Raw genomic sequence first — 13,008 nt, 5'->3', positions numbered from 1 at the left:
TCCTTCAGTGGTTAGTGAAGGCAGCCTCGTCGCCACTTTCTAATGAAGAACACATTAAAAAACGAACAACCGATATATTTCAAACTAATGTCTGCTACACATAACCTATCATTTTTGTTATAACCTAGATAGTAGGAGTGCTGAATGTATCTGCAACACCTGCCCGGCGGCGTAATCGTACGACCAGCCAGGGCTGACGACCTGCCACGCATAGTCGGCCTCCTCGAATCCGACGCACTCGGCCCGGCGGAAGGTCTGCCGGGTGCGACCGAGGAAAGCTACCTCCGGGCGTTCGAAGCCATCTCCGGTGAGCCCTCCAATGAGCTGTGGGTGGCCACCGACGAGGACGGCGATGTGATCGGCACTCTCCAGCTTGTCTTCTTCACGACTTTGAGCTGGAACGCCGCTCTCAGGGCCCAGCTCGCGGGAGTGCGGATTGCTGCGAGCCAACGCGGGCGCGGAACGGGTTCCGAACTGGTCGCGTGGGCCGTGGAGCGGGCGAAGTCCAAGGGCTGCCGCGTCGTCCAGCTTTCGTCTGACAAGAGGCGAGTCGATGCCCATCGTTTCTACGCCCGGCTGGGCTTCGTACCCAGCCACGAGGGACTGCGGCTGGTCCTGCCGTGAAAACCATCCGCGCGCTCGTCGCTCCCGATGCGTTCAAGTCATCGCTTTCGGCTAAAGAAGCCGCCCGCCACCTCGCCGTCGGCATGGCCACGGCACCGGCAGACTACACGACGGTCGAGTGCCCCATCGCCGATGGCGGCGAGGGGACCATCGCTGTTCTGGAAGGCCTGGGCGCGCACATCCACCGCACCATCGTCACCAGCGCACTTGGCCATCCGGTCCCGGCATCGTGGGCCGCACTCGACGGCACCGCATATGTCGAGGTGGCCCAGGGATCCGGCGCCCACCACGTACCCACCCACACCGCGCAGACCTGCCTGGCTGCGACGAGCACCGGCGTCGGAGAGCTGATCGCCGCCGCCCTTGACGCCGGCCACCGCAGAATCGTCCTGACCACGGGAGGCAGCGCCGTCAGCGACGGCGGAGCAGGCATGCTCCACGCCCTCGGTGCGGAATTCTCCCCGGATGATTCGGGCAGCGCCGGCGGTGGGTCGCTCTCGCGGATACGCGGCGTGGACCTGTCGACCATGGATCCGCGGCTGCAGGAAGCGGACATCACGGTGGCCGTAGACGTCCGCAATCCGCTCCTGGGAGACGCGGGATCGGCAAAGACTTTCGCCCCGCAGAAGGGGGCCGGGGCCCGGGAAGTGGAACTCCTCGAGGCCGGGCTCGCCCGCTGGGCGCATCTCATCGACGGTTCCGGACGCGACCGGGCCCATGAGGCAGGCGCGGGAGCCAGCGGCGGAATCGGCTTCGCGGCAATGACGGCGCTGAGTGGTCGACGCGTTGAGGGCGCCGACTTGGTACTGGATCTCCTTGGGATCGACGCGCTGCTCGGCGAAGCCGACGTTGTGGTGACCGGAGAAGGATCGCTCGACACGCAGAGCCTCTTCGGCAAGGCCCCCCTCGCCCTCGCGGCCCGCGCCGCGGCCCGTCGGATCCCAACCGTTGTGGTCGCCGGCCGCGTTGAGCTCACACCATCACAACTCGCCGGTCACGGCGTTATCGCATCATGGAGCCTGGTCGAGCTGGCCGGCTCGACCGAAGCCGCGCTCGACGATCCCGGCCGATGGCTCCAAGAAGCGGGCCGCCTCGTGGCAACCCGGGCATCGCAGCTCACATAGCGCTCCGGGCATACGTCGGCGGCTGGACGCACCAAGTCGTCCAGCCGTCGGCGCACGGGGTGGCGTTGTATCTGCGACGCCGTATCAGTGACGGGCCGGGGCCAGCCGGGCGGCGATGTCGACCACGGAAGGCTTGTTCGCCGTCGGAAGCCCATACGGATCCTGTTCGGAGGGCCAGCCGGTGAACGCTTCGGTCCTCCAGACCCCTGCGGCAGATGGATTGCCGAGCGGAATCACCGGAGCCTCGTCCACGAAGATCGACTGGAGGCCGTCCAGAGCCTGTTTGAAGGCCGGGCTCGAACTCTCGGACGAAGCCATGGTGTTCAGAAGCTCCCCCGCCTTGGGGCTGCTGTAGCGCTCCCAGTTGACCACGGCTTGTTTCCCCGGGGCGGGAACAGGCTGGGAGACAAGCCTGCTGAGGTTGTCGTAGAGGGAACCGGCGCCGCCGGCAGCCCGCATCGACAGCTGGAAGTTGCCCAGGCCCACGTCCGAACGCCAGGATTGCTGCGATTCGGGTTTGACGGTCAGCTTGATCCCGGCAGCTTTGAGGCTTTCGGTCATGAGGGTCCCGGCGCGGACCCAGTCCCCGTACGGGTTCGTCGTGGGAACGGTCAACGTCAAGGCGAGTTGTTTGCCGTCGTGCGAGACGAAGTAGCCATCCGGGCCCAGGGTATAGCCGGCCGCCTGGAGGGCCTGCTTCGACGCCGAGGCGTCGCCGCTGCCCAGCGAGACGTTCTTGTACTGGTCTGCGATCATGCCCGTAGCCCCCGCACCGTCGAGTCCGGTCGGTGACTGGACGGGTTGTGCGCCCGGGCCGAAGGCCAGCTTCGCGAGGTTAGGCCGGTCGATCGCTTGGCTGATCGCCTTCCGGACCGCTGCGTCATTGGTCGGTGCCACGGTCGCGTTGGGCAAAAGGTAGATGGAAACTCCGAACGTCGAAGCCCATGAGGCCAAGGTCGAAGGTGAGTGTTGAGTGATTTGTTTGGGATCAGTATTCGACGACACGATCCAATCCACCTGACCTCCCTGCATGGCGGCGACCATGCTGCTCTCGGAGTCGTAGGCAAGGTACTGTACGCTCTCCACCGCGGGTTTGCCCGCATCCCAGTAACCCGGATTCTTGTCGAGGGTGATCACCTGGGGCGTGAAACTCTTGAGCGTGAAAGGCCCTGTGCCGACAGGCTTCGGGTTCGCATAGGTCACAGGGTCCGCCACCGAGGACCACTGCTTCTTCTGGACCGGCTCAGTCACGTACCAAAGGGTCTGGAACGCCGGATCAGTGAAGGTCACAACAGCCTGCGTCGGACTCGCCGCCGTAGCCGACTTGATGGGCAATCCATTGAAATTCAACGCCTTGAACTTGGTCATCAGCTCAAACGTGAACGCCACATCATCAGCCGTGAACGGAGTGCCGTCCGACCACTTCACCCCCGGACGCAGATCAATCGTCAGCTGCGTGCCATCCTTGTTCCACGTCGCCTTCTGGGCAAGCCAAGGCTTGGTGGTGTCCTTGACATAGTCAACCAGCATGAGCGGCTCATAGATCATAAGCCCCGAATAGCCGCTCGAACTTCCGGACGCTTGCAGAAACGGGTTGAACTGGGACGTGAACGGCCCCGTGGCACCCGCAGCCATCCTCAAGGTGTGCGAACCGCCGGCTCCTTGGCCAGTACCTCCCCCGCCGCATGCGCTCAGCGCCAGGAGCAAGAACACGCTCACGCCGACAACGAACTTCCTGGACAGCTTCATCAATCTCATCGCGCACCCCGTCGTGGCCCTGTCGCATCCCCGTAAACGACCTTGGTTTCAGAATATGTCAATCCCCAAATGTATCAACTGTTAGATTTGAGAGTATCAACCGTCCACTGAATAGGTCAACGGATGTCAGACACAATCACCCAAACATACTGTTTCAGCATCCACCCAAGGGCCTTACAGGGGATTTTGCAGTCAACGACGATCGATGCATTGTCATAGGTTGTCGCTGATTGAGGTGGGTTAAAGGGGAGTCGCTTGCAATTACTCTCACATCCACTAAACCACCAAGGAACAGCAATGACATCTCACCTGACTACGTTTCGAAGGCTCGCCCATGATCCAGGCAAAAATCTCCTCCGTCCGGATGATCGAGCTCTCGGCGCTGCTCCCCGCAGATCCGTCGAACCGGGGATTCCCCCCGCAATCCAGGGCCATCAGCGTCTACGACCAGTACCATCCGGCGGAAGGATGGCCGGCACCGGCAGACCCGCGACGCAAGTCGTCCCTGTATCTGGAGATCGGCACCACCGCTGGCGTCACGGGCAGATACGGACCGACTGACAGGAGGCCGTCGCTCCCCTGGAAGGGTCATCTAGGAAGCCGGCACATCCGTCTCCGAGATGCTGCACAACCTGGGCGGATACATGGCCGAGCGCGCCACGGACGTCCTGGATGTTCGGGCGCGTATCGTGGCCGAACTTCCCGACGTGCCCGCCCCGGGTATCCGGTCCTCAGATGCACTCTTCATTCTGGTGGCCGAGGACCTCGCCCCGGCAGACACCGCCACCCTGAATCCCGTGGAGGCCCTCGCTCTGGGTGCCCTTGGGCCGAGGACCGCAGTCACACACGGCCATCATCGCCCGCTCGCTCGGCCTGCCCGCCGTGGTCGCTGCGCACGGTGTTGATTCCGTTGCGACGGCACCGAGGTTTTTGTGTCGGTACCGCGGCCCGCTGGTCGTAGCACCCTACACCCGTTCTTCGATCAAGCGAGCAGAGCCGGTGCATGTCACGCAATGAAGATGAACCCCGCAAGCTTGCGTTCAGGTTGATCGCCCAGTTCCGCAGCGCACTGAAGAAACGATCGCCGTGGTCTGACTCGGTTTTTTGTCCCAAAGCGTGTGGTTTCCGTGTGGCTAGCCTCGTTTCCGGTACAAATAAGGCCCTCCCACCGAGCGTTTCTGCAGGTCAAAGGGCCTTCATGTCGAGCAAAGAAGATTCGAACTCCTGACCCTTCGAGACGGCGGCCCTACAACCCAGCGTTTCCGCAGGTCAAAGCGCCTTCACTGTGGAGCTAAGGAGATTCGAACTCCTGACCTCTTCTCACGGGAGGGCACATTTTGTTGTCTGCCAAAGGTTAGTTTTGGCTTGGAAATCCGCGGAATTTAGGCGTTTTCCGTGCGATGTCGGATCTACGACATGTCAGCCTTTTTCATCATTTCCGTGGGGTAAACGTGTGGTGAACATCGACCCTGATCGACCTTCTCGGGAGTCCTGCGTCAAGGGCACCAGGTTGAGGTAAAAGGAACCGCCAAACAATGACGAATTCGCAGCTCACTCTTCGCCTCCGACGAACAAACTGATATTCTAGCTGACCATGGCCAACTCGAACATCACCCTTCGTCAACTACGAGCATTCCTCGCGGTCGCCGAACAGCGCAGCTTCTCGCGGGCAGCAGAACGATTGATGGTGTCGAACCCCTGGGTGAGCGAAACGGTGAAAGACCTCGAGCGGCAGCTCGGGTTCCAGTTATTCGAACGCACCACAAGGTCGGTTGAGGTAACGGAAGCGGGCCAGATCTTCGCCCAGCTGGTCGGTCATGTGCTCGAAGACTTAGACTCCGCAGTCAAATCGGCACGACGAACGGCCGAGCGGAAGAATTTTGAACTCACACTGGGTTACACGATCGGGGCAGGCCTTGAGGTCGTGCCCTGGCTCCTGCGATCGTTCGCGGCAACCTACCCTGATCGGCGCTTGAAGACAGTGGAGTTCGATTTCTCCGACCCAACCGCTGGCCTTCGGGACTCGAGCGTACAAGCTGCGATCATCAGACCTCCTATCGGGCTCACAGGGCTGACCATGCTCGAATTGGTCTCGGAGGAGCGCGTCGTGTGCCTCCCTGAAGGCCACCCGTTGGCCGCACGAGCCAGTGTCGAGGTCGCCGATGTGCTCGAATGGCCTATCATTGCGGCGCCGGAGTCTTCGGGCATTTGGCGTGACTACTGGGTACTCGCCGACTATCGCACAAGTCCGGCCGAGATCGTTGGCGAAGCAAGCACTCGTGACGCCGAGCTGCACATGGTCGCTCGTGGTCTCGGAATCAGCGTCACGTCCGCTGGCGCCGGGCGATGGTATTCCCGCCCGGGCGTTGTCTTCCGACCCATTGTCGACATTCCCCCGTGTACCGTCGCTCTCGCCTGGTGGCCGGAGTTCACTCCGGTCGTGGCCGACCTCGTCGGCATAGCCAAAGATTTCGGCTCACATGTGGCCGGAGTCGCTTCCACGTAGTCGCCGGCAGTTCACGAGTCGGTCTCCGGAACCCTTTATTCGCTCCACGTGAACAATGAGTGGTGTTGTTCGTCATTGTTTCGCTTGGTGTTCATAGTTATGGTCAATGAAACCGGGAGGCGCCATTGCCTCTCGTGAAAATCGACCAATTTGTAGGGTGCTTCCATGGCTTCAGCTCCGACTTCTTCCCCCGCAAGCCCCATACTCAAGCGAAGCTTGAAGACGTGGGCGGCAGTTTCTCTCTCGATTGCTGCAATGGGCGCAAGCCTGGCAATCAACCTCAACCCGCAGGGTGCGGGCGCCACAGTCGGGCGCGCCGTACCCCTCACCTTCCTTCTCGCTACCATCGGCGTCTTGCTTGTTGCCTACGGGTTCGCCCGCGTCTGCAGCAAGCTCAGTCACGCTGGTTCGGTATTCGGTCTGACCGGGGCCACAATCGGGCCACGCGCCGGAGTCATTGCGGGATGGTCGCTGCTCGGTGCGTATCTTGCTTTCATCATTACCACCGCGATGACCGCAGGTATCTTCGGTGCTGACTTTCTCCGCTTCCTCGGCGTCTACGACACGACTCCCGACATTGTTCCCTGGCTCCTCGCACTCTTCTCCCTCGGAATCGCACTCATCCTAGGAGTCTCGCCGATCAAGACATCAATGAAGACACTGCTCTGGGTTGAGATAGTCACCATCGCATTGATCGTCATTATCATGATCGTCGTCGTCGCGAAGGTTTCCACTGTAGGCGGGCCGGGAGGACAGCACTTCACCCTCGACATGTTCACTGTGCCCCCGGGAGTCGAACCCAGCGCACTCTTCTTGGGCATCGTGTTTGGCTTCCTTTCATTCGCTGGCTTTGAGGCATCCGCCGCGCTCGGCGAAGAAGCCGAAAATCCCAAGAAGGCCATTCCGCGAGCAATCTTTGCCGTGCCGTTGTTTGGAGGCGTCTTCTACATCTTGGGGACGGCAGTGCAGATGCTTGGATATGGCACGGATGCGTCCGGTGTTCAGACGTTCTCGGCATCAGCATCGCTCTTCGGTGACCTTGGTCAGCAGTACATTGCTGCTCCGGTCGGTGGCCTCGTCACGCTCGGTACGGCGATCTCGGCGATCGGATGCTGCTTGGCCACCGTGGTGGCGGCTGCTCGCCTGCTGTTCGCGATGAACCGTGGTGTCATGCCAGAGCGCGGACTCGCCCGCCTTTCACCCAAATCAGGTGCGCCGATCAGGGCCACCGTCTTCGTAGCCGTTCTAGCTGCGTTCATCATCGCATTGACGCGAGGCGTCTTCACGACGAAGGCGTTCGACCTGTTTGCGGCGTCGGGAACCATCGGCACGCTCGTTCTGCTCGTCGCCTATGCTCTCTTCTCGGCTGGAGCCTGGTACTTCCTTGTTATTCGGAGCCCTCGTCGCGACGCGATCAAAGCGGCTCCCCTTGACTACGTGGTTCCGATCTTGGCTGTAGCGCTGGTGCTATACACGCTCTACAGCAACCTCATTCCCTGGCCATCCACGGGCGCTGGTCAAGCAAACGTGTTCATCGCCGGTGTATGGACTATCGCCATCATCGCGGTCGCCCTCTTCGCACCGCGACTGGCGCGCCGCATCGCCAAATCGATCGATGCCGACGAAGGTTTGACGGTGACAAAAGGCAGCGCGCTGGACGAGGCTGATAGGTTTCCCGCAGACGTCCCAGCATCAGAAATTAGAAGTTGATCCGCTGTGGGCATGCTGTCCATAGATGACGGTTGGACATACAACGGATTGCGGTTGATCCGGCTCGAGAATCGGCACATCGCTCTGGAGGTTCTTCCCGAACGCGGCGCGAACATCCACCGGGTCATCGACAAGGCCCGCGATCTCGACCTGCTCTGGAAGTCACCGCGAATAAAGCCACACATCGCAGCGATCCACGCGGACTTCGATGACCACTGGGCCGGCGGGTGGGACGACGCATTCCCGGGAGGCCGTGCCAGTCGCAACCGCTACGGCGATCTGCTGCCATATATGGGAGAGATCTGGACGGCTCAGGCGAACTACTCGATCTCCTCTTCCGACGACGAGGTCTCCATAACGACGACGGTCGCGACTCCTGTCACTCCGGCGGAGCTCACACGCACGATCACATTGAAGCGGGACGCGCACACCTTCAGTCTCTCGTACTCGCTTCGCAATGTCGGTACACTGCCGTTCGACTACAACTGGGGCATTCACCCCAGTCTGTCGATCCGGCCGGGAATGCGCTTCGATATCCCGGCCACCGAAGGGCTTGTCGACGAGGCTGGCGGACACTGGCTGGGCGAGCCTGGAGATAGGTACGACTGGCCGGAGCTGCGGGGCTTCGACGTGCGCCATAGTGAATTCTCTGATCGGCACGCCTTCGCCCTGCACTACCTAACGGGTCTGAAAGCGGGATGGTTCGCCTCAACCGACACAGCCGATCGCCGTGGATTCGGTCTCAGCTTCGACCGGGAACTCTTTCCCGTCGTCTGGTTGTGCTTGGTCTATGGCGGATGGCGTGGGTACTACCAGGCGCTCATCGAACCATGGACTGGATACCCGAGTCCATTGGATGAAGCTGTCGCAGCCGGTCGCGCGCGCTTGCTCCAACCCGGAGAAGAACAGCACACCGAAGTCACGGCAGTGCTCTACGACGGAGTTCAATCGGTCAGCGATCTTCGCGCCGACGGAACCGTCACAGGCTGAACCGCGAAAGGAAAATCAATGAAGCACGACACACGAGTCCGGCTCGGCCGCACCAACGTCACCGTCACAGTTCTCGGATTCGGAGCGACGGCGATAGGTGGAATGTACGAAGCCGTAGAAGAGGAACAATCCGATTTGACCATCAAAGCAGCCTGGGACAGCGGAATCCGCTTCTTCGACGCCGCACCTCAATACGGCCGAGGCAACGGCGAAACCAGGCTCGGACGGGGACTGGCCAGCTATCCCCGGGACGAATACACCCTCTCTAGTAAAGTCGGGCGGCTCCTGCGCGCTGACGCACCACCGAACAAAGACGATTTTGACTCCGACGGCAAGCCTTATGATGTCGATGCCCCGTCCGTTTCGACGGTCTATGACTATTCACGTGACGGCGTGCTGAGATCCATCGAAGAAAGCCTCAAGCGGCTCGGAGTAGATCGATTGGATATCGTGCATGTGCACGATCCAGACGACTACCTGCCCGAGGCACTCGCCACGGCGTTCCCGACGCTCATCGAGCTTCGTGATCAAGGAGTCGTGGGGGCTATCGGCGCCGGAATGAACCAGACTGCAGCGCTCGAGACGATCGCGCGCGAATCCGACCCGGACACACTGCTTCTCGCTGGCCGTTATACGCTGCTTGAGCAGGACGCGCTCGACACGTTCCTGCCGCTCTGCCTGCAGAGAAACATTGCCGTCATAACTGGAGGCGTTTTCAATAGCGGACTGCTCGCGAATCCGGCGGCCGGCGCGCGCTATAACTATGACCGGGCACCCGACGACGTAATCGAGCGCGCACGGAAACTCGATCAGGTATGTGCGCGCCACTCCGTTCCGCTCAAGGCCGCCGCGCTTCAATTCCCGCTAGCACACAGTGCTGTCGCAGCAGTACTCACCGGAACCCGGACCGCAAGCGAAATGCACGAGAACGTCGAGCTCTTCGACCTCGAGATTCCTTCAGAACTGTGGGAGGAACTTAAAGCCGACGGGCTACTTCGCGCGGATGCTCCGGTTCCGCAGCCGTGAGCGGCAACCTCCGGCTCGTCGACGCACACCACCATCTATGGGATCCGAACGACGGCTCATACCCGTGGATGACCGGGCCATACGCTCCACTGTCGAGGAGGTTCGATCGCGAGGAGCTTGAGCCGATCCTCGCCAGGAACGGCGTGACGGCCACTATCTTGGTTCAAGCGCGGGCCGACATCCATGAAACCGTCAAGTTCCTTGAAGAGGCTCACCGATCGCCTTACATTGCCGGTGTTGTCGGGTGGATCGATCTGACAACTGCTTCCGTTGGGGACCAGATCGACTACCTTCGCTCGCTGCCCTCGGGCAACCTGCTGGTGGGAGTCCGCCACGCAGTTGCCGACGAACATGACTCCGAATGGCTGCTGCAGACCGAGGTGTCAGCTGGCCTGGATGTGATCGCCGAGAAAGGATTGACTTTCGATCTCGAAGTGACAACGCGTGAACTAAACGCAGCAGTGCAGTCGGTGCGCGAGCACCCGACTCTTAACTTCGTTCTCGACCACCTCGGAAAACCGCCCATTGAAAAAGGATGGAACTCGGCGTGGGCCGCAGGACTCGAACTGATTGCAGAGCAACCCAATACCTGGGCGAAAATCTCCGGGCTCGTGACCGAAGCGGCGTGGACCACCTGGTCAACTGCCGATCTCACCCCAGTTGTTGACTGTTCGCTGCAGCTATTTGGAGCCAGTCGACTCATGTTCGGATCCGATTGGCCTGTCTGCACGCTCGCCGCGACCTACGACCAAGTGCTCGCAAGTGCTCGCGAGGCACTCGCAACGCTGTCATCGAGCGAACGCGATTTGATCTTCGCCGGCTCCGCCGAAGCGTTCTACGGCCTAGCACCAACCGTCCCGTGACTTCCAAAGAAAGAATTAGAGAGATGACCGACACCCTTACCATCCAACAGGACCTTCAAAAGCGTGCCCTTCGCGCCCTTGCCGGCGGCGTGTCAAGTAATACGCGGCTACTGAACCCGCATTTGATCGTCGAGCGCGGAGCCGGCAGCAGGCTCTTTGATGTCGACGGACGCGAGTACATCGACTACCTGCTCGGCCAAGGCCCGAACTTTCTCGGATACGCTCCGCCGCGCGTCGTCGAGAAAGTCGCAGCAGCGCAACGCGACGGCATCATCTTCGCGGCAACACATCGTCGAGAAGTTGAGGCAGCGGAGCGGGTGCTGTCCGTGCTGCCGTGGGCGGAGACGCTTCGCTTCGGCAGTTCGAGTAGTGAAATGGTGCAGGCGGCCTTGCGGATAGCTCGTCAAGTGACCGGACGAACCCACATTCTGAGGTTCCATGGCCACTACCACGGCTGGTTCGACAACATCCAGATTCTAACCGGGGACGGCGTCGCCGGGGTTGGGAGCCTCGGACAGGTGCCCGAAGCGCTTCAGCAGGTCATCACGATCCCCTGGAACGACGTCGCGGCCTTCGAGCAGGCGATGCTTGACCACGGCGATCAAATTGCGGGAGTGATCATGGAGCCGATGATGCTGAACGCGGGTGCCATCGAACCCCGGGCGGGATACCTGGAGAAGGTGCGTGATTCGTGCACGAAGAGCGGCACGGTTCTGATCTTCGACGAGACGATCAGCGGCTTTCGACTCGGGCTTGGCGGCGCGGCGGGCCGATACGGCATATTCCCCGATTTAGCCGTCTACGGAAAGGCCATGGCCGCTGGGTGGCCTTGCGCCGCCCTCGTCGGAAAGCGGGACCTCTTTGCGGAGGTCGTGACTGGTCGGCTTACGCACGCGGGCACTTTCAATGGCAACGTCATCGCCGCAGCGGCGGTGCTCGCGTCGCTCGACGAGTTGGAGAGCGGCGAGGTGTACTCGGGGGTGGAAATCGTAGGCACGCAACTAATCGAGGGCCTTCGGGGCTTGACCCGCAAATATGAGCTTCCGATTCGTATCCAGGGTGTGCCGATGGCGTTCCACATGCGGTTCGACGATAGCGAAGCAGAGATCACCGACTACGAGCAAATGCTCGCCCTGGACCCCACGCGGTACGGCGAATTCGCCGAACAACTCATCAAACACGGGGTATGGGTTGCATACCGCGGAATCTGGTACGTTTCGGGAGCGCACTCGCCGGCCGACGTTGAAGAGACGCTCGAACGCATCGAACCTGTTTTTGCCCGGGCCAGTCGAAACTGAGCGTCCACAAACCACCCACTCGGAAATACCGAACGAAAGCGACACAATGAGCACGACAGATACCACATCGGGAGAGCGCGCCGCCTCGCATCGCCGGCGTTTAAGTTGGCAGAGCGGCAGTTGGACGACCTCTCCAGCTGCATTCAAATTGGTGGGCGACGCACTCGAAGTGACCGCCGTTGAGGGCAGCGATGCTTGGCGGGTCACGTCGTACGGTTTCGTTCATGATGACGCCCACGCACTGATAGCCCCGCTCGAGACCGACCAAGCAGTCGAGGTGACGTTCGAGGCCGCCTTTGAGCAGCAGTTCGATCAGGCAGGCGTGTTCCTGCGGGTGGATGACGAAGTCTGGGTGAAGGCAGGCGTCGAGTACGTGGATGGGGAGCTTCAACTCGGCGCGGTCGTCACGCACCATTACTCGGACTGGTCCTCGGGCCCAGTACCCGAGTGGCAAGGTAAAACACTCACTGTGCGGGTCAGCCGCTCAGGGGATGCAGTCACGATCCGCGCCCGCGCCGAAGACGGTCCCTACCGCCTTGTGCGGGTGGCATGGCTCGATCCCGAGGCGCGAGTCGATGCCGGCCCATTCTTGTGCGCCCCATCTCGAGCGGGCCTCACCGTGCGCTTTTTGTCCTGGACCGTTAGCGATGCCGACGCGGCGCTCCACTGACATCCCGACGCCGTTTCGCTGTTCGACGCTAACCGCCGAAAGCACATGTGTTACGAACGCTGCATACGGCGACTTACAGCGGGACAAATCTAGGTGAATTCCAAGCCTGACCAAACGCGCTTCGTTCAACCTGTGAAACGTAACTGCACCCTGATCCGTTGCGGCGACGAGTTCTTCGGCGATGCGCACAGTCCACGAACCCCCGGTTGAATCTGCGCTCAGACCGGTGATCATTGCGTCGGGCGCCAACCACCATACGGGCCCTACCTCACTGAACAGAGTCGGGGGATGAAATGGCCCTAATCAAAGGAACAATCTTGAAGAAACGACCAATTGTGACGCCTGGCCCGAGGCCCCCAAAACTGTACAGCACGGTGTACGGCACGGGTCACCACTGCCCTGAGACTGGCTGGTGGGAACCTGCCGAGAAGACCGGTGA

The 13,008-nt window shown here is 61.1% G+C and carries 10 protein-coding genes and 1 pseudogene; 10 read left to right on the top strand and 1 reads right to left on the bottom strand.

The window, feature by feature from the left end; genetic code table 11:
- The first annotated feature begins 144 nt into the window (after window positions 1-144).
- Together AB4074_RS03335 and AB4074_RS03330 are read left to right on the top strand one after the other, a co-directional pair.
- A complete protein-coding gene (locus tag AB4074_RS03335) occupies window positions 145-624 on the top strand; it encodes a GNAT family N-acetyltransferase (RefSeq protein WP_441412086.1) in 480 nt (159 codons plus the stop codon).
- Window positions 621-1,748 carry a glycerate kinase gene (locus AB4074_RS03330; protein WP_441412085.1) on the top strand — a complete coding sequence of 376 codons (1,128 nt, stop codon included), beginning with the start codon at window positions 621-623 and terminating at the stop codon, window positions 1,746-1,748. Before AB4074_RS03335 ends, AB4074_RS03330 begins: the two co-directional genes overlap by 4 nt.
- 84 nt (window positions 1,749-1,832) lie before the next feature.
- Here AB4074_RS03330 and AB4074_RS03325 read toward each other — a convergent pair whose 3' ends face one another.
- The gene (locus AB4074_RS03325; protein ID WP_441412084.1) at window positions 1,833-3,497 is read right to left on the bottom strand and encodes an ABC transporter substrate-binding protein; all 1,665 of its coding nucleotides are present in this window, start codon (window positions 3,495-3,497) and stop codon (window positions 1,833-1,835) included.
- A 605-nt stretch (window positions 3,498-4,102) separates the two neighbouring features.
- Here AB4074_RS03325 and AB4074_RS03320 point away from each other — a divergent pair.
- From AB4074_RS03320 to AB4074_RS03285, 8 genes and pseudogenes are all read left to right on the top strand, one after another.
- A pseudogene (locus AB4074_RS03320) lies at window positions 4,103-4,510 on the top strand (PEP-utilizing enzyme); the annotation flags it as partial.
- Between the two features lie 590 nt (window positions 4,511-5,100).
- A complete protein-coding gene (locus AB4074_RS03315; RefSeq protein WP_441412083.1) occupies window positions 5,101-6,012 on the top strand; it encodes a LysR family transcriptional regulator in 912 nt (303 codons plus the stop codon).
- Between the two features lie 165 nt (window positions 6,013-6,177).
- Window positions 6,178-7,722, top strand: a complete 1,545-nt coding sequence (locus AB4074_RS03310) for an APC family permease (protein ID WP_441412082.1) — start codon at window positions 6,178-6,180, stop codon at window positions 7,720-7,722.
- 12 nt (window positions 7,723-7,734) lie between these two features.
- Window positions 7,735-8,712 (top strand): hypothetical protein, encoded by a 978-nt coding sequence (locus AB4074_RS03305; RefSeq protein WP_441412081.1) that lies wholly within the window; start codon window positions 7,735-7,737, stop codon window positions 8,710-8,712.
- Between the two features lie 18 nt (window positions 8,713-8,730).
- Window positions 8,731-9,738: an aldo/keto reductase gene (locus tag AB4074_RS03300; protein ID WP_441412080.1), complete on the top strand. Its 1,008-nt coding sequence runs from the start codon at window positions 8,731-8,733 to the stop codon at window positions 9,736-9,738.
- The gene (locus AB4074_RS03295) at window positions 9,735-10,601 is read left to right on the top strand and encodes an amidohydrolase family protein (RefSeq protein WP_441412079.1); all 867 of its coding nucleotides are present in this window, start codon (window positions 9,735-9,737) and stop codon (window positions 10,599-10,601) included. The genes AB4074_RS03300 and AB4074_RS03295 overlap by 4 nt, the downstream gene beginning before the upstream one ends.
- A gap of 23 nt (window positions 10,602-10,624) precedes the next feature.
- A complete protein-coding gene (locus AB4074_RS03290; RefSeq protein WP_441412078.1) occupies window positions 10,625-11,899 on the top strand; it encodes an aspartate aminotransferase family protein in 1,275 nt (424 codons plus the stop codon).
- Between the two features lie 46 nt (window positions 11,900-11,945).
- The gene (locus tag AB4074_RS03285) at window positions 11,946-12,569 is read left to right on the top strand and encodes a DUF1349 domain-containing protein (RefSeq protein WP_441412077.1); all 624 of its coding nucleotides are present in this window, start codon (window positions 11,946-11,948) and stop codon (window positions 12,567-12,569) included.
- The last annotated feature ends 439 nt before the right edge of the window (window positions 12,570-13,008 follow it).

Origin of the sequence: Arthrobacter sp. 2MCAF14 (genome assembly GCF_052115645.1) — a bacterium.
In the GTDB taxonomy this organism is placed as follows: domain Bacteria; phylum Actinomycetota; class Actinomycetes; order Actinomycetales; family Micrococcaceae; genus Arthrobacter.
The sequence above is the reverse complement of the archived record's forward strand: the minus strand, read 5'-3'. Positions and strand labels throughout refer to the sequence as shown.